Here is a 16,455-nt window from a genome sequence, read left to right as displayed (position 1 = left end):
GCCGGGACAACACGCCGGCACGGGCGCTGTATTCACGGCACGGCTTCGAGGTCGGCGGCGACGAGCAGGTGCCGCCAGGCATCTGGATCACCCACCTGCGGCGCGCCTAGCATCGAGTGGCGCAATCCGAACCGCGAGTGGCGCAGTTCGGTGCGACACGCCGTCTCACAACAGCCACCTTGCGCCACCCGCGGTCAGGAATGCGCCGGTGGACGGGCTCAGAGCTGACGCAGGCGGACCGCGGTCCAGGTCTCGTCGAGGTGTACGGCAGGGCCGAGTCCCCAGCCGTATTCCTCGACGAGGGCGACGACGGCGTCGCGGTCGAGCTCGCGCGGACCGACGGTCGGGAACGCGATCCAGGCCACCGGCGTCGAGCCGAGTGAGGGAAGCACCTCGTCCAGTCGTACCTGCAGACTGGCGAGGTTGTCGACGAGGAGCACCGCCGCGTCCATGCCGTCGAGCGGTTCTTCGACGGTCTCGGCGCCCGGCGGAAGCGGGTCCAGGAGCGCTCTCTCCTCGACAGAATCGGCGACCACCCACACGATCGATCCCTCGGTGATCCCGAGCGTCTCGGCGTGGGTTGCTTCGGTCATCTCGACAGTGTAGGACGCGCGGCGAGGTCATGGATTGCTCGACCAGCGGCGACGCCCTTGCTCTCGAAGCGGGTCATGGCCCGTCCTTCGTAGCGGTCGACCGGGCCGCCTCCGACGTGCGGAGAAACGGACAGCACCGAGGTGGCGACGTCGGCGTAGTCGTCCCAGTCGGTGGCGAACCGCCAGGTGCCTCCCGGCTCGAGCACCCGAGCGACGAGCGCCGTGAAACCCACCGTGACCAGGCGCCGCTTGTGGTGCCTCTTCTTGTGCCACGGGTCGGGGAACCACGTCCATAGCTCGCGGACGGATGCCGGCGGCACCATCGTGGCCAGCGCGTCGGTGGCGTTGACGACCGCCAGGCGAAGGTTGGAGACGCCCTCATGACGCATCGTCACGAGCGTCTGAGCCACCCCGGGCACGTACACCTCGAGACCGAGGAAGTCGTGCTCCGGGTGACTGGCCGCTGCTGCCACCAGGGCTTCTCCTCGACCGCTTCCGATCTCGACCACGAGCGGCGCCCGCCGTCCGAACGCCGCCTCGGCGTCGAGGCGGAAACCCGGTTCGACCGACGTGCTCGGACCGTGGCGTGGCAGGTCGAGGACGTGCGAGTGGTGCAGGTCGTCCCAGGCGCGCTGCTGACGCTCGGTGAGACGGCCTCCGCGCCGGATGAATGACACCGGGTCAGATCGGTACTGCCCAGCGCGGTACGTGACGTCACCCATGGCGGCTAGCGTAGGCGTGTGATCACACCTGACACCAAGGACTGGACCTGGGTCCTGCGTGAGCCCTGCCCCGAATGCGGCCTCGAAGCCGGTGAGGTCGACCCCACCGCGGTGGGCGACCGTGTCCGCGCGACGCTGCCGCGCTGGGAGGCAGCGCTCGGACGCGACGACGCCCGCGAGCGGCCCGACGACGACACCTGGTCGCCCACCGAGTACGCGTGCCACGTGCGCGACGTGTTCCGGGTCTTCGCCGCCCGCACGGAGCTGATGCTGGAGCAGGACGACCCGGAGCTCGAGAACTGGGACCAGGACGAGACGGCGGTGGCCGACCACTACGACCAGCAGGACCCGGCCGACGTCGCGCCACAGCTCGTCGAGGCGGGGGAGCGGGTAGCCGGTGTGTTCGATGACGTGCCCGACGACGCCTGGGCCCGCACGGCCCGACGCAGCGACGGCGCGTCCTTCACGGTCGCCACTCTCGCGCAGTACTTCCTCCACGACGTCGAGCACCATCTCCACGACGTCAAGGCATGAGCGAATCCCTCCTGGGACGAGCTCGGCCGCTCTGAGATCGCGCTCCCCGGACGGGAGACACGAGACGTGGACTCGTGGCACGATCGAGACGTGGCTGAGGACCGATCCGATGAGTGAGATCTCGCTGGACGACTGGGTGGCGGCCATGGCCGCCGAGCTTGGACTCGACGAGGTCGACGTCGATGTCGAGCAAGTGCTCGACCTCGCCGACGCCGCCCATGCCGTCGTGCGACCGGCGGCTCCACTCACCACCTTCGTCGCCGGCCTGGCTGCCGGACGGGCCGGCGGATCGGCCGACGACGTCCGCGAAGCCATCGACGCCGCCGGCGCATTGTGCGATCGAATCGCCGAGGACGCCTGAGTTATCTGGACGCAAGGCGACTCACCGAACCGCGGTCTGGGCGGGAGCAAATCGGAGTTCTCTGGCGTTGTATAGGGTGAAGCAAACGACGTCGGCCCGACGTCTCATCCATGGAGGAGCCATGCAAAGCAGTAACCCGGTCTTCGCCCGCAACGACGGTTTCAACGGTCGTGGCGGCGCTGTGACCACCAGTCCCTCGCAGTGGAAGGTCGACCTCGACGGTCCTCAGGGCTCGTCCCCGACGCACACCGAGCGCGGCGCAGGTCGCATGACCCTCGACTCCGTGGTCGAGAAGACCGCGATCTCGCTGGGTCTGCTCATCCTGGCCGCGGCCGCGACCTGGTTCTTCATCGGCGACCTCGGCGACCCCACCACCGGTGAGGCGGCCTACGGCACGGCGTTCACGCTGGCCATCGGCGGTGCCCTGCTCGGCCTCGTGCTGTCGCTGGTCAACTCGTTCAAGAAGATCGTCAGCCCTGCCCTGGTCATCGCGTTCGCGGTGGTCGAGGGCGTGTTCGTGGGGGCGTTCTCGAAGGTCATCGCCGCCTACGTCGGCGAGCCGTCGGTCGTCTTCCAGGCCGTCATGGCCACCATGGTGGCATTCGGTGGAACCCTGGCTGCGTACAAGTTCTTCAACATCCAGGTCACCGACAGGTTCCGCAAGGTCGTCACGATCGCGATGTTCAGCTTCGTCGGGGTCATGCTGCTCAACTGGGTGCTGAGCATGACCGGCGTGTTCGAGTCGGGAGGCCTGCGCGGCTTCAACACGCTCGGCCTGGTCGTCTCGGCCATCGCCGTGGTGCTCGCGGTGTTCATGCTGATCCTCGACTTCGACTTCGTCGAGCGTGGCGTCGAGGCCGGCCTGCCCGAGCGCGAGTCCTGGCGGGCTGCCTTCGGCCTGACCGTCACCTTGGTCTGGCTCTACATCGAGCTTCTGCGGATCCTTGCGATCCTGCGCGGCAGCGAATGACGCAACGACACGCAAACGGCCGGTTCCCTTCGGGGGGCCGGCCGTTTCGTGTCTCGGTCAGGCCGCGCGACGACGCCGGAGCACGGTCGTCCAGCGACCCTCGCGGGAGACCTCTGTGCCGGGATGGAGCTTGGCCTGCTCCGCCGCCTCCTCGAGGGGCATCAGGTCACGCGGCGGGTCAGTGACCGACGGCATCACGGACTGGGCCGCCACGGCGCGCTCGCGGATCGCGGCCGCCATCGACGGCACCAGGAACGACACCATGTTCGCGTAGCCCATGGCGGACGGATGGAAACGGTCGGAGCCGAACATCACGTCGAACTTCTCGTCGAAGACCGGACCGAGCAGGTCGCCCAGCGACACGGCACGGCCGCCGGCGGCGACCACGGCCATCATCTGGCGGCGAGCGAGGTTGCGGCTACGTCGGCGAGCCACCCATCGCAACGGCTGCGGGATCGGCCGGATGGTGCCGAGATCGGGGCAGGTGCCGACCACCACCTCGCAGCCAGCGGTGACGAGGCGACGCACCGCCGCGCCGAGCAGCCGTGCCGAGGTGAACGACGACACGCTGTGGGTGATGTCGTTGGTGCCGATGACGATGAGCGCGATGTCGGGTTTGTAGGTCAGGCCCCGGTTGATCTGCTCGCGCAGGTCCGCGGTCTGGGCTCCGACGACAGCCTCGCTGTGGACGTCGACGGGAGCGTCCAGCACGTGCGCGAGACCGATGCCGACGAGTGCGGGCGGTGTCGCGTCTGCGGTGTCCAGGCCGTAGCCGACAGCGGCTGAGTCGCCGAGCACGAGGCAGTGGATCGGCCGGCCGGGGAGGTCGTCACCGTAGACGCCGTCCGCCGACGGGGGGCGGTCCTCGGTCATGCCGATCGCCCGTCGCGCGACGACACTCTCGCCGAACAGGATGCCGAAATAGCCGGTTGCGGCCGCGCCGGCACCGACGGCGGCTGAAACGGCTGGCTTCGGGACTGTACGCACAACTCCATTTTAGTTGCTCCGGCAATGAAATATTGGAGTTCACACACCTGTCACACGACGTTGACCCGCGGGTTCCAAGTGATGCCTAGGGTCGATCTCGTGATGGGGATTCAGCAGCTCCTCCGGTCCGCCGGCCAGGGCGCGACACACTGGTACGTCGTGATCGACCAGGTGTCTCGCCGCAACGCCATGGTGGGGTGCACGGCGCTCGCGCAGCGCCGCCTCGAGTACCTCGAGGTCGAGGAGTTCCTGACTCTCCATCAACGTCAGTACGACGCCGGCCGCGGTGTCGCCATGCAGCGCACCGGCTGATCACCACCCTGTCGGAGCATCGACCTAGGATGAACGACGTGCCAGTGGATCTGCCCAACCTGCGCGATGTCGCGGGCCTCCTCACCGAAGACGGCCGCCGAGTGCGGCCGGGTGTTCTGCTGCGCAGCGCCCTTCCGGCGTCCGACGACGTCGTGCCGGCCGATCTCGCCTGGCCGCCCTCGGTCGTCATCGACCTGCGCTCGCCCTACGAGCTGCGTCATGGCCATCCGCTCGAGCATCTCGAGGCGCGCCTGGTCAACCTTCCGCTCCTGCAGGCGCTTCGCCCCGGCAACCAGGACTCCGAGAGTCTCGCGATCCTCTACCGCGTGGTGCTCGAGGATGCCTCCCACCTGCTGGTCGACGTCGTCCACGAGGTCGCCGATGCCGACGGCCCCGTGCTCGTGCACTGCGCAGCCGGCAAGGACCGCACCGGTGTCAGTGTCGCTCTCGTGCTGCGTCTGGTGGGCGTCCCGCACGACGATGTGCTGGCCGACTACCTGCTCACCGAGCACGCCCGCGGCGACATCGACGCGAGGCTGCACCGCGACGACGTCGAGCCCATCTACCCAAAGTCGTTCTACCTCGTGTCGGCTGAGGCGCTCGCGGGGGTGCTCGACATCTGGGACGAGCACCCGGGCGGCGTCGAGGACTGGTTCGTCGACGCGGGAGGCGATTTCGCGGCGCTCGACCGCCTGCGCAAGCGCATGCTCGACTGATGACGAGCAGTGCTCGGCAGCAGGTCATCGAGCAGGTCGTCACCCACGTCATGGCACGGCGACCGTCACACCCGCTGAGGGTCGCGGTCGACGGCATCTCCGGGGTGGGCAAGTCGACGTTCGCAGCGGACAAGCTCACCACGGTGATCGGAGACCATGGAGGCGAGACCGTCCATCTGTCCACGGACGACTTCCACCATCCCGCCGCAAATCGCCGACGTAACCGACGCAGCGCGCGGCTACACGAGGACGCGTTCGACCTCGAGTCCTTCCGGCGACTCGTGCTCGACCCGCTCGGCCCGGACGGAGATCGCCGTACCGCGCCAGGCTGCGCGACCTCACCACGGATCAACCGATCGACGAACCCGCAGAGACCCCGCCAGTCACCGCCGTCCTGGTCGTGGACGGAAGCTTCTTGCAGAGTGCCGCACTGGCCGGTGGCTGGGACGTGGTCATCTTCCTGCACGCGTCGTTCGCCACCGCGGTCGAGCGCGCCGTGCCTCGCTACACCGCGCTGTTGGTTCCGCCGGCGCGGTTCGAGAGGCCTACGCCAGGCGGTATCACGCCGCGGGCCGGCTCTACCTCGACGAGTGCGAGCCCCGGCGCCACGCGTCGATCGTGATCGACAACGAACGTCTCGACCGACCGAAGACGATCGCATCGACACCGTGGTGGCGGTGTCAGCGGGACGAAGCGGCGAAGGGTGCGGCCGCGCCGTAGAGCTTGTACAGCGCGAACGGTCCCGTCTGGAAGGTGCTGCAGCGGTCCTCGAACAGCTTCGAGGCCCGCGCGTCCGACATGCGGGCGCCGTACCCGACCGCCTTGGTGCCGTTGTCGACCTTTCCGGTCGCGAAGTTCCGGATCCGTTGCACCATCCCCAGTCGGTGCTCCGCGTCCGAGCGACGCCACCAGCTGCAGGTGAAGCTGCCCAAGGGTCCCTTCGTCGACGCGGCCTTGGTGTCACCGAACGGGTCGGGGACTGCCTCGAGCGAGGCCGTGGACCTGCCGTCGACTCCCTTGAGCGGTGCCTGGTACGGCGAGCACAATCGCGTGGCGAGCCCGACGGAGCAGATCGCTGCCAGGACGTCCTTCTGCGCCGTGGTGTCGGCCGTCAGGGCCGGGTCGGTGCCGGGCCTCGGCGGCGTCGTCGTCCACGAGCACACCGTGTCGTTTCCTCCGGGGTACCCGCTGACCGTGAACCCGGCAAAGCACGCCACCAACTCGGCCTCGTTGAGCAGGTCGCTGGTGCCGATACTCGTCGCCGGCGCGGTGCCGCCCAGGCAGCCCGGCAGGATCTTCGGCGAGCTGGTCACCTTCTTGCCCGGCGCAGCGCTGTTGGACCACCAGCAGTTGCCGGTGTTGCCCGGGAAGGAGTCCCACCAGAAGTCGAGACCGTTCGGCTTGACCTCACCACTGGGACTCTCGCCCATCCGATTGTGGTGGAACATGTTGTCGAACGACGTCGACACTGCGAGCGGGTCGCAACCGGGCACCGGTGTGGAGCTGCCCACCGGCGGCGGACCGCAGACGAGGGCGTCCGGCACCGCGAAGAGCATCGTGCCGCGCCGCCAGTTGTCGTAAAAGTGGTTGTCGCGGATGGTGTTGGCGTTGCCGCCTGCTATCCATAGCCCGGTGCCGACCGGTGCGGGGATGAACGGCTCGACGTCGGAGCCGGCGACGAACGGGTTGAAATTGTTGTCGTAGAAGTTGTTCTTCTCGATGACGTTGCCGTGCTGCGGGAAGCCCGGGTGGCCGGGAGCGGTGAACACGTCGGTCGTGTAGCCGAGGGCGTTGTCGTAGAAGTTGTTCTCTGTGATCAGGGTGCCGTGGCTGTCGGTGCCCGAGAAACCACTGGTGTTGTGGTGACTGTCGCACCAGCGGACGACCTGGCTGTAGCGATACTCCGGGTAGAACGGCAGGTAGCGCTTGTCCGTCGTGGCCGCACCGGAGCCGGGGTAAAGGCCCGAGTCGCCGTTGCCGACGGCCTCGCAGTTCTGCATGACCCCGTGGTCCTCCATGAAGGTGAGCACGCCGTACGCGCCGGCGAAGAACGTCTTGAACCGGTCGAACAGGTAGCCGTCGGTCTCCACGATGTAAACGTCGTGCTCGCGCGCGTGACGCACGGTGACGTTGCGCAGCACGAAGCCGTCGGCCCGGTCGATGAAGATGCCGACGTCCTTCTTGTGCCCGGCCGCGGACGGGCCGCCGTTGCCCGCATGGGCGTCACCGGCCTCGACCACCACGTCATCGGCACTCACGCCCGAGCCCTCGAGCTGGAGGTTGCAGCGGATGCACGGACCCGGGTTCGGGATGCCGTGACGATTCTCGCGCGGGGGCGACGGCGGCGCTGCTGTGTCGAGCCCGCGACCGATCACGGCCACGAGATTGGCGTCGTTCGGGCAGTGGAACTGATAGTCGTGGCTCAGCGCACCGGGATCGCCGCTCTCCGCCGGAATCGTGTACTGCTGGCAGGCGGGGTCGTGAGTCGGCTGTGACCGGGCGGTCGGCTCGGTGTAGAGGCCAGGCATCACCACGACGCGGTCGTTGTTGCCCGCCGCCGTCACGGCGGTCTGGATCTCGTCGTAGTCGCAGCGGGCGTACAGCCTCGCGTTGACCCGCAACAGCTGGGAGGCCTCCTTGGCGGAGAAGGCCTGATGGTCGGTCGGCCGGATGAAGTAGCCGTCGGCGCGTGCGCGGGCGATCGACTGGCGGAGCCGGTTCATCGAGTCGTCCTGGCAGACCACCAGGGTCTCCCCGGGTGGAGCGTCGTCCAGAGCCGACTTCAGTGATCGGGCCGTCGGGACCTTCCCGCCGGCGCACGGCGAGATGGTGCAGTCCGGCTTCGGGTCGGGCCAGTACGCAGGGCGCTCGACGTGCGCCTGCGCGGCCATGGACGGAAGCAGCAACGTCAGGAGTGAAACCACCACGATCAGGACGACTCGGCGCATACGGACTCCTTCGGGCGCAACCGTGGGAAGTAGAACGAGTTATACCGTTGGGCGTTACGTTTCGTCCTGATCGGCGCCGCGGTGCAACCGCTGCCGTCAACTGCCCAGCGAGCCCAGAGCAGGCCCGCTGATTCGGTACGTGAGCCAGTCGTCGAGCGGTCGAGCATCGAGTCCGTCGTAGAACCCGATGGCGTCGCTGTTCCAGCGAAGAACGGCCCACTCGAGGCGGGTCCAGCCACGGTGCAGCGCGATGCGGGCCAAGGCCGACAGCAGTGCGCGACCCATCCCGGAGCCGCGTTGGTGTTCGGACACGTAGAGGTCCTCCAAGTAGAGGCCGGGCACGCCCTCCCACGTCGAGAACGTGCGGTACCAGAGCGCGAACCCGGCCGCATTGCCGCCGTCGTCCACGGCGATGAGGGCAGAGGCGACGGAATCTGGACCGAACATCGCCTCGCGCAGCAGTTCAGGCGTGGCCTTGACGGCATCCGGCTCACGCTCGAACTCAGCCAGCTCGCGGATCATTCGCAGAATCGCAGGCACGTCTTCGGGGGTCGCCACGCGGATGCGATCGGGCAGCTCGGGAAGGTCCACGAGGCGACTCTACGACGGTGTGGCCCGCATTCTGCCCGCGTACTCTTGGCGGCATGACAGGGGATCGCCTGCTCGAGCCTCGCGAGGTGCCCCTCGGCGGCGTCCGGGGCCTCACGGTCCATCGCACCCTCCCGCACCGCGCCCTCCCCACGGTCGGTGCCTGGTGCTTCGTCGACCACTTCGGACCCACCCGAGAGACGATGACGGTGCTGCCGCATCCGCACACCGGGCTCCAGACGGTCACCTGGCCGCTTGCTGGCGACATCCGGCACCGTGACAGCCTCGGCAGCGACGTCGTCCTCAAGCCGGGGGAGCTCAACCTCATGACGTCCGGCGACGGTGTCTCCCACTCGGAGTTCTCCGTCGGAGACGGCACAATGATGCACGGCATTCAGCTGTGGGTGGCGCTGCCGGACGGAGCCCGGACCGGTCCGCCCGCGTTCGAGCACATCCCCGACCTGCCGCGCACGGGTGGAGATGGCTGGCGCGCCACCGTGCTCATGGGCGAGCTCGCCGACGTGCAGTCGAAAGCCGTCACCTACTCGCCCTTGGTCGGCGCGGAGCTGACGCTGGGCGCCGGCAAACCCGCCACCATCCCGCTGAAAGCCGGTTTCGAGCACGCCGTCCTCGCGGTCGACGGGACGGTGCGCGTCGGCGGCTTCGACCTGGCTCACCGCCAGATGCTCCACCTCGAGCCCGGACGCTCGTCGGTCGACCTCGAAGTGCCGCGGGACGCGACGGTGCTGTTGATCGGGGGAGAGCCGTTCACCGAGCCGCTCGTCATGTGGTGGAACTTCATCGGCCGCACCCATGAGGACATCGTCCAGGCGCGCGAGGACTGGGAGCAGGCTGCTGAGCGGTTCGGTCAGGTCGACGGACACGACGGCCAGGTCATCCCGGCGCCCCCGCTGCCGCACGTCCGGCTCACGCCGCGCCGCCGTCGGGTGTGACCAAGCCGACTGTGCGGACCGGCCGTCGATGAGGTACGGTCGTACTTCAGATACCGCGGGTATCTGAATTCTTGACTCGTACCGTGAGGACTCCTGCATGACCCACTACACCGACAAGGTCGCCGTCGTCACCGGAGCCGGCTCCGGCATCGGTCGCGCCCTCGCCGTCGAGCTCGCCCGCCGCGGCGCGAAGCTCGCCATCAGCGACGTCGACGACCAGGGGCTCGCGGAGACCCTCGACCTCGTCAAGGCTGCGCACGTCATGGGGGAGGGCGCCGACGTGCGCAGTGACCACCTCGACGTCGCCGAGCGCGAGCTTGTCCTCGCGTACGCGAACGCGGTTGCCGAGCACTTCGGACGCGTCAACATGGTGTTCAACAACGCCGGCATCGCCTTCACCGGCAGCATCGAGGAGATGTCGTTCAAGGACGTCGAGAAGGTCATGGACGTCGACTTCTGGGGCGTCGTCAACGGCACCAAGGCGTTCCTGCCACACCTGATCGCGTCGGGCGACGGACACGTCGTCAACATCTCCAGCATCTTCGGCATCTTCGCCGTTCCCACCCAGAGCGCGTACAACGCGGCCAAGTTCGCGGTTCGAGGCTTCACCGAGGCACTCCGCCAGGAGATGCTCACCACGAAGCGGCCGGTCAAGGTCACGTGCGTGCACCCCGGTGGCATCAAGACCAACATCGCGCGCAACGCCGAGCAGACCGAGGGACACGACCACGACGCGCTCTCGAAGGAGTTCGACAAGTTGGCCCGCATGAGTCCCGAGAAGGCGGCGAACGTCATCCTCCGCGGCGTGGAGCGGGGGCGCGCGCGGGTGCTGGTCGGCTGGGACGCCCACGCGCTCGACGCATTCGTCCGGGTGGCCGGACCGGCCTACCAGGGCATCGTCGCGCGATTCGGCAAGAGCAAGGGCCTGTAGAACCGGGATGAAGAACGACTGGGCCGGCCAGGCCTTCCCGCACCCGTCCGGGCGACGCCCGGTGATAGGTGACGTGGCGGGGGTCGACCGTTCCCGACCGCTGCAGGACACCATGTCGCGTGCCGCCAACCTCCGGCCGATCTTCGAGATGCACGTCTTCCAGCAGAAGTTCGTCTTCGTCGCCGGTGCCCACCTCGCGGCCGAGATGTGCGACGAGTCGAGATTCGCCAAGGGTCTGTCTCCGGCGCTTGAGGCGCTGCGCGACTTCGTCGGCGACGGGTTGTTCACGGCGTACAACGACGAGACGAACTGGCACCTCGCGCACGACCTGCTGCGGCCGGCGTTCACGCGGGAGGCGATGCAGCGGTACCACCCCACGATGCTGCAGACCATCGGCGAGCTGTTCGCGATGTGGGAGTCCCGCGACGGTCCGGTGGACGTCGCGCAGGGCATGACGAAGCTGACGATGGAGACGCTCAGCCGTGCCGCCTTCAGCCACGACTTCGGCTCGTTCACCGAGGAGGAGCCGCACCCGTTCGTCCCCGCGATGATCGCCGCGCTGTCCACGGGTCAGCGCATCGGCTCCCTCAACGCGATGCCGGGCGCCGGCCTGTTCGCCAACCGACTGCGAAGCAAGAACGCCCATCACCAGGAGTACATCGACTCGATGCTCGACGGGATCATCGCGGACCGGCGGGCTGCCGACGACACCGACGATCGGGACCTTCTCGGGCTGATGCTGGGGACAGGCCATCCGAAGACGGGGGAGCGGCTCGACGACCTCAACATCCGCCACCAGATCCTCACGTTCCTCGTGGCCGGCCACGAGACGACGTCCGGCGCGTTGTCGTTCGCGCTCTACTACCTGTCGCGGCATCCAGACGTGCTCGCGAAGACCCAGGCCGAGACCGATGCGATCCTGGGCGCCGATCCCCAGGCCGAGCCCACGTTCGAGCAGGTACCCAAGTTTCGGTACATCCGCCGTGTGCTCGACGAGACGCTGCGGCTCTGGCCGACGGCACCGGCGTTCACCCGCAGTCCGCGGGAGGAGCTGACGCTCTCGACCGGGCATCGCATGCGTCCGGAGGACTGGGCCATCGTCATCCTGCCGATGGTCCACCGTGACACCGAGGTCTGGGGCGACGACGCGGACCGGTTCGACCCCGACCGATTCACCGCGGAGCGCTCCCGTGGCCGTGCGCCCCATGTGTACAAGCCGTTCGGCACCGGGGAGCGGGCCTGCATCGGCCGTCAGTTCGCATTGCACGAGTCGGTGCTGGCCCTGGTGCGGCTGCTGCACCGCTACAACCTCTCCGGTGACCCCGACTACGAGTTGCGCATCTCTGAACGCCTCACCCTCATGCCCGAGGGCTTCGAGCTCAATCTGACTCGGCGCGTCCCGGCGCCGGCACTGTCCACCCCCACAGGAGCATCATCATGAGTGCACACATCGACCTGCGAGGATCCCGCGCTCTTGTCACCGGGGCGACCGGTGGCCTCGGCCAGGCCATCGCCCGACGTCTCGCCAAGGAAGGCGTCCAGCTTGTGCTCAGCGGCCGTCGCCTCGACGTCCTCGAGCCACTCGCCAAGGAGCTCGGAGCGACGGCCATCGCTGCCGAGCTCGAGGATCTGGCCGACGTCGACCGGCTGATGAATGAGGCCGGTCCGATCGACCTGCTGGTCGCCAACGCGGCGCTCTCGTCGTCCGGCAACCTGTTGGAGTACACGCCCGAGCAGATCGCCAGGGCGGTCACCGTCAACCTGCACGCACCGATCGCCATGACTCGCACCGCTGCACTCGCGATGGTCGAGCGCGGGCGCGGGCACATCGTGATGATCGGCTCAGTGTCGGGCAAGATCGCGTCCACCGACAGCTCGCTCTACAACGCCACGAAGTTCGGGCTTCGCGGGTTCGCGCTGGGGCTCCGGCAGGATCTCGGTCCGCAGGGCGTGGGTGTCTCGATCGTCGAGCCCTCGTTCGTGAGCGAGGCCGGCATGTTCGCGGACTCGAAGGCCAAGCTGCCACCGGGTGTTCGCCTGGTGTCGCCCGATGCCGTCGCCGACGGGGTGGTCAAGGCGATCCACCGCGACCGAGCCGAGGTCGTCGTCGCCCCGATCGAGATGCGGGCCGGCGCTGCGCTCAGCGCCTCGCTTCCCGACTTCGCCGCCACGGTGCAGCGGATCAGCGGCGGCGCGAAGGTGAGCGCCGACCTCGCCGACGGGCAGCGCCACAGCCGGTAGGGTGGATATTCCAAGTAGGAATATCCACCGGAGGGATCCATGCCAGTCCTGCCCGACCTCAGCCCGGCCGCCGAGCTGACGTCGTCGATCGTCGCCGGCGTCACCGACGACCAGCTCGATCGCCCCACGCCGTGCCCCGACTACGCCGTGTGTGACATCCTGGCGCACCTGGACGGCCTGTCGGTGGCGTTCGCCGCAGCCGCCGCCAAGGAGCTCGGCGACATGACCAACACCCCGCCCGGCTCCGCCGACTTCGCTCTGGCGGACGGCTGGCGCGAGCGAATCCCGTCGCAGCTGGAAGCGCTGGCACAGGCGTGGCACGACCCGTCCGCCTGGGACGGCATGACCCGGGCCGGGGGCGTCGACATGCCTGGTGAGGTCGCGGGCATCGTCGCGCTCGACGAGGTGGTGCTCCATGGCTGGGACCTCGCGAAGGGCACCGGCCAGGCCTACGAGCCAGACCTCTCGACCGCGTCCGTCGTGAACTGGTTCCTCGTCGAGAGCCGAAAAGGCGACGTGCCGGAGGACCTGTTCGGGCCCGTCGTCGAGGTCGGCGACGATGCGCAGACGTTCGACCACGCCCTCGGGCTGGCCGGTCGCGACCCCGACTGGCAACCGTCCTGATTCAGCCCCTGCTGGCCTTGTCGTCGCCGAAGGCCCCGTCGCGCTCGCGGACGGCCTCGCGGAACCCGACGGTGGCCGCGCGCGCCTGGAAGGCGTAGCCCTCGCGGGTGTGGCGGGCGACGCCGTCGAACACGGTGCTCACCATCCCGGACGTCGCCACGCCTTGCGCCAGCAGAGCGCTGTTGAGGGCGAGCTTGACCATCATCAGCTGGTTCACCGGGAGCAACGAGATCTTCTCGACGAGCGCCTCGGTGCGCGCGTCCAGCTCGTCGGCGGGCCACGACTCGACGGCGAGGCCCCAGTCGGCCGCCGTGCGACCGTCGATGCACTCGCCGGTGAACAGCATCCGCTTGGCGCGGGCATCGCCGACGCGGTGCGCCCACATCCCGGCTGCCGGAACACCCCACACGCGGGTGGGCGGGTAGCCGATTCGGACGTCGTCGGCGCAGATGATCTGGTCGGCGAACAGCGCGATGTCGGATCCACCGGCCACGGCGAAGCCGTGCAGCTTCGCGACGGTCGGCTTGTTCGCGTGCAGCAAGCTCGAGAACCCGCGGTTGAAACGGCTCATCATGGCGTAGTCGGCCATCGGGTCCCAGGTGCGGCCCGGGTCGTGGTTCGCCATCTGCACGGCAGGGTCGAGCACCGTCCCCGTGGTGTCAGGCGCGCCGTCTGTGGCATCGAAGGCGTTCTCGGCGAACAGCGAGAGGTCGTAGCCGCCGCAGAACCCTTTGCCCCGACCGGACAGCAGGATGACGTGCACCCGCGGGTCCAGATCGGCGCGCTCGACGGCGTGGGCGAGATCCACCGGAGTGTCGTTGGTGATGGCGTTGCCCTGCACGGGTCGGTTGAACGTGATCCGCGCGATCCGCTCGGTCACTTCGTAGGTCAACGTCCGGTAGGTGGGCTCGTCTTGGGCCTGCTCACGACCCGCGTAGAGCGAGTCCCCGCCGTCGAGTGCGCTCTCGCGCCACGCTGCCGGTCGTTCGCCGGCATTCATGCGACGACCTCCTGTTTCTCGCCGGTCCCCTTGGGCGTGGACCGCTCGATGATCGGCGCCAGGTCGATCCCGGTCGGCAGGGTGCCGAAGACGTCGCCGCGGTCGCGGCCGAGCCTGCTCGCGGCGAACGCCTCGGCGACGGCAGGATGCCCGTGCCGCAGCAGCAGCGAGCCCTGGAGCGCGATCGCCATGTCGCCCACAACGCGGCGGGCCCTGTACTGAAATGACTCGGGCTCCATGGTGTCGAGGTCGGTGAAGGCCGAGCCGAGCTCGTCGACGAACGCGTCGTAACGCCGATCGGATCCGCGGGCCTCGTCGAGCTCTTCGAAGAAGACCGCCAGCGATTCCGGCTGCTTGGCGGCAGCACGCAAGGTGTCGAGTGCGGCGACGTTTCCGGAGCCCTCCCACACCGACATCAGCGGTGCCTCGCGGTAGAGCCGCGGCATCCGGGAGTCCTCGACGTAGCCGTTGCCGCCCAGGCACTCCAGCGCCTCGGCGGCGTGGATGGGCGACCGCTTGCACACGTGGTACTTGCTCACCGCGAGGCTCACCCGACGCAGCATCGTGGCGTGCTCGTCACCGGCCTCGGCTCGGTCCGTCAGCGCCGCCAGCCAGAGGGCGGCAGTGGTGGCGCCCTCGGCCTCGACGGCGAGATCGGCGAGCACGTTGCGCATGAGCGGCTGGTCGACCAAGGGCCTGCCGAACACGCGCCGGTGTACGGCGTGATGCGTCGCTTGCAGGACGCCCGCGCGCATCGAGCTCGCGGAGCCGATGGTGCAGTCGAGCCGGGTCATGTTGACCATGGCGATGATCGTCGGCACGCCACGACCCTCGTCGCCGAGCCGCCAGCCAACGGCGTCGACGTACTCGACCTCGCCGCTCGCGTTCGAATGGTTGCCGAGCTTGTCCTTGAGCCGTTGCAGGCGGATGCCGTTGGCCGTGCCGTCCGGCAGCACGCGCGGGACGACGAGGCAGGTGAGCCCGCCGGGAGCCTGGGCGAGCACGAGCAGGAGGTCGGACATCGGGGCCGAGGTGAACCACTTGTGCCCGGTGATCAGGTACGTGCCGTCGGCCTGCTCCTGGGCGCGGGTGGTGTTGGCCCGCACGTCGGATCCGCCCTGCTTCTCGGTCATCGACATGCCGGCGGTGATGAACTGCTTCTCGGACGGTGCGCGGAAGGACGAGTCGTAGCCGGCCGCGGTGAGTCCCGGCTCGAACTGCTCCGCCAGCGCCGGGTCGACGCGCAGTGCCGGCACCGCGGCGTAGGTCATGGAGATCGGGCACTGGTGTCCGGCGTCGACCGGGCCCCAGGCGCTGAGCTTGGCGGCGCGGACAAGGTGGGCGTGCGGGTCGTCGGACGCCCACGGTGTGCCGTGCAGGCCGAAACCCGTCGAGATCTCCATCAGCTCGTGGTAGCTCGGGTCGTACGCCACCTGGTCGATGCGGTGGCCGTATCTGTCGTGGGTGTGCAGCACGGGCGGGTGAGCCTCGGCCCTGTCGCCGAGCGCGATGGCGTGCGCGCTGCCGGCCTGCCGGCCGACGTCGTGGAGCTCGTCGAGCGCGCTTGTGGCGCCTTCGCGGCGCAGCGTCTCTTCGAACACCGCGTAGTCGGCGGTGTCATGGCCGGTGAGTGGCGGGACCTGGTTGGTCACCTCGTGGGTCGTCATGTCGTTCCCTTCTGGCGGAGTCGCTTGATCTCGGTGCGGAAGTCCTCGTAGCCCTGACGCATGGCGTCACGGGGCCAGTCGGCGGGCAAGAGCTCGCCGGGCAGGGCCGGGTCGGTGCGCAGATGCCGCACGAGGGCTGCTGCCCCGGTGAAGCGTTCGGCGAACGTGGGGCTGTTGGCGGTGGCATCGAGGAGCTCTCGGCCAGTGGCTGCCCAGCGATCGAGGTCCCACAACTGCTGCGCGAGTGCCGACGGGTCGTCGTGGCTCGAGACCAGGCGCGTCGTGTCGGGCTCGGGGGAGTGGTCGCG

At 68.8% G+C, this 16,455-nt stretch carries 19 protein-coding genes; 11 read left to right on the top strand and 8 right to left on the bottom strand.

Annotated elements, in window-relative coordinates; genetic code table 11:
- Positions 1-218: 218 nt before the first annotated feature.
- Together ACRDPN_RS01600 and trmB are read right to left on the bottom strand one after the other, a co-directional pair.
- The gene (locus tag ACRDPN_RS01600) at positions 219-593 is read right to left on the bottom strand and encodes a hypothetical protein (protein ID WP_431445578.1); all 375 of its coding nucleotides are present in this window, start codon (positions 591-593) and stop codon (positions 219-221) included.
- Positions 590-1,315 carry a tRNA (guanosine(46)-N7)-methyltransferase TrmB gene (gene trmB / locus ACRDPN_RS01595; RefSeq protein WP_431445577.1) on the bottom strand — a complete coding sequence of 242 codons (726 nt, stop codon included), beginning with the start codon at positions 1,313-1,315 and terminating at the stop codon, positions 590-592. The genes ACRDPN_RS01600 and trmB overlap by 4 nt, the downstream gene beginning before the upstream one ends.
- Positions 1,316-1,333: 18 nt before the next feature.
- On the opposite strand from trmB, the gene ACRDPN_RS01590 reads away from it, so the two are divergent.
- The 3 genes from ACRDPN_RS01590 to ACRDPN_RS01580 all read left to right on the top strand — a co-directional run bounded on the left by ACRDPN_RS01590 (position 1,334) and on the right by ACRDPN_RS01580 (position 3,180).
- A complete protein-coding gene (locus ACRDPN_RS01590) occupies positions 1,334-1,849 on the top strand; it encodes a DinB family protein (RefSeq protein WP_431445576.1) in 516 nt (171 codons plus the stop codon).
- Between the two features lie 109 nt (positions 1,850-1,958).
- Positions 1,959-2,210, top strand: coding sequence for a DUF6457 domain-containing protein (locus ACRDPN_RS01585; RefSeq protein WP_431445575.1), 252 nt, complete (start codon positions 1,959-1,961; stop codon positions 2,208-2,210).
- A 121-nt stretch (positions 2,211-2,331) separates the two neighbouring features.
- Positions 2,332-3,180, top strand: a complete 849-nt coding sequence (locus ACRDPN_RS01580; RefSeq protein ID WP_431445574.1) for a Bax inhibitor-1/YccA family protein — start codon at positions 2,332-2,334, stop codon at positions 3,178-3,180.
- A gap of 57 nt (positions 3,181-3,237) precedes the next feature.
- Here the strand turns inward: ACRDPN_RS01580 and ACRDPN_RS01575 are convergent, their stop codons facing one another.
- Positions 3,238-4,167, bottom strand: coding sequence for an SGNH/GDSL hydrolase family protein (locus tag ACRDPN_RS01575; protein ID WP_431445573.1), 930 nt, complete (start codon positions 4,165-4,167; stop codon positions 3,238-3,240).
- A 99-nt stretch (positions 4,168-4,266) separates the two neighbouring features.
- Here ACRDPN_RS01575 and ACRDPN_RS01570 point away from each other — a divergent pair, with 99 nt between their 5' ends.
- From ACRDPN_RS01570 to ACRDPN_RS01560, 3 genes are all read left to right on the top strand, one after another.
- Positions 4,267-4,479, top strand: a complete 213-nt coding sequence (locus ACRDPN_RS01570) for a hypothetical protein (protein WP_431445572.1) — start codon at positions 4,267-4,269, stop codon at positions 4,477-4,479.
- Between the two features lie 38 nt (positions 4,480-4,517).
- Positions 4,518-5,195 (top strand): tyrosine-protein phosphatase, encoded by a 678-nt coding sequence (locus ACRDPN_RS01565; protein ID WP_431445571.1) that lies wholly within the window; start codon positions 4,518-4,520, stop codon positions 5,193-5,195.
- Between the two features lie 400 nt (positions 5,196-5,595).
- Complete coding sequence (locus ACRDPN_RS01560) at positions 5,596-5,817, top strand: hypothetical protein (protein ID WP_431445570.1); 222 nt, start codon at positions 5,596-5,598, stop codon at positions 5,815-5,817.
- A 58-nt stretch (positions 5,818-5,875) separates the two neighbouring features.
- On the opposite strand, the gene ACRDPN_RS01555 is transcribed toward ACRDPN_RS01560, so the two are convergent.
- Entirely contained in the window at positions 5,876-8,143 is a 2,268-nt protein-coding gene (locus ACRDPN_RS01555; protein ID WP_431445569.1) for a right-handed parallel beta-helix repeat-containing protein, read from the bottom strand.
- A gap of 96 nt (positions 8,144-8,239) precedes the next feature.
- Complete coding sequence (locus ACRDPN_RS01550; RefSeq protein WP_431445568.1) at positions 8,240-8,734, bottom strand: N-acetyltransferase family protein; 495 nt, start codon at positions 8,732-8,734, stop codon at positions 8,240-8,242.
- A gap of 53 nt (positions 8,735-8,787) precedes the next feature.
- On the opposite strand from ACRDPN_RS01550, the gene ACRDPN_RS01545 reads away from it, so the two are divergent.
- From ACRDPN_RS01545 to ACRDPN_RS01525, 5 genes are all read left to right on the top strand, one after another.
- A complete protein-coding gene (locus ACRDPN_RS01545; protein WP_431445567.1) occupies positions 8,788-9,684 on the top strand; it encodes a pirin family protein in 897 nt (298 codons plus the stop codon).
- 97 nt (positions 9,685-9,781) lie between these two features.
- Positions 9,782-10,615 (top strand): SDR family NAD(P)-dependent oxidoreductase, encoded by an 834-nt coding sequence (locus tag ACRDPN_RS01540; protein ID WP_431445566.1) that lies wholly within the window; start codon positions 9,782-9,784, stop codon positions 10,613-10,615.
- A 7-nt stretch (positions 10,616-10,622) separates the two neighbouring features.
- Positions 10,623-12,056, top strand: a complete 1,434-nt coding sequence (locus tag ACRDPN_RS01535; RefSeq protein WP_431445565.1) for a cytochrome P450 — start codon at positions 10,623-10,625, stop codon at positions 12,054-12,056.
- Positions 12,053-12,856, top strand: a complete 804-nt coding sequence (locus ACRDPN_RS01530; protein WP_431445564.1) for an SDR family NAD(P)-dependent oxidoreductase — start codon at positions 12,053-12,055, stop codon at positions 12,854-12,856. The genes ACRDPN_RS01535 and ACRDPN_RS01530 overlap by 4 nt, the downstream gene beginning before the upstream one ends.
- Positions 12,857-12,895: 39 nt before the next feature.
- On the top strand, positions 12,896-13,480 hold the full coding sequence (locus ACRDPN_RS01525) for a TIGR03086 family metal-binding protein (protein ID WP_431445563.1): 585 nt from the start codon (positions 12,896-12,898) through the stop codon (positions 13,478-13,480).
- Between the two features lies 1 nt (position 13,481).
- Here ACRDPN_RS01525 and ACRDPN_RS01520 read toward each other — a convergent pair whose 3' ends face one another.
- The 3 genes from ACRDPN_RS01520 to ACRDPN_RS01510 form a co-directional block, all read right to left on the bottom strand.
- Positions 13,482-14,480, bottom strand: coding sequence for a crotonase/enoyl-CoA hydratase family protein (locus ACRDPN_RS01520; RefSeq protein ID WP_431445562.1), 999 nt, complete (start codon positions 14,478-14,480; stop codon positions 13,482-13,484).
- Positions 14,477-16,147 carry an acyl-CoA dehydrogenase family protein gene (locus tag ACRDPN_RS01515; protein WP_431445561.1) on the bottom strand — a complete coding sequence of 557 codons (1,671 nt, stop codon included), beginning with the start codon at positions 16,145-16,147 and terminating at the stop codon, positions 14,477-14,479. Before ACRDPN_RS01515 ends, ACRDPN_RS01520 begins: the two co-directional genes overlap by 4 nt.
- Positions 16,144-16,455 (bottom strand): PaaX family transcriptional regulator C-terminal domain-containing protein (locus ACRDPN_RS01510; RefSeq protein WP_431445560.1); only part of this gene is annotated, 312 nt, incomplete at its 5' end. The genes ACRDPN_RS01515 and ACRDPN_RS01510, both read right to left, overlap by 4 nt.

It is taken from the genome of Aeromicrobium sp. (genome assembly GCF_050700635.1).
Classification (GTDB): Bacteria; Actinomycetota; Actinomycetes; order Propionibacteriales; family Nocardioidaceae; genus Aeromicrobium.
The sequence above is the reverse complement of the archived record's forward strand: the minus strand, read 5'-3'. Positions and strand labels throughout refer to the sequence as shown.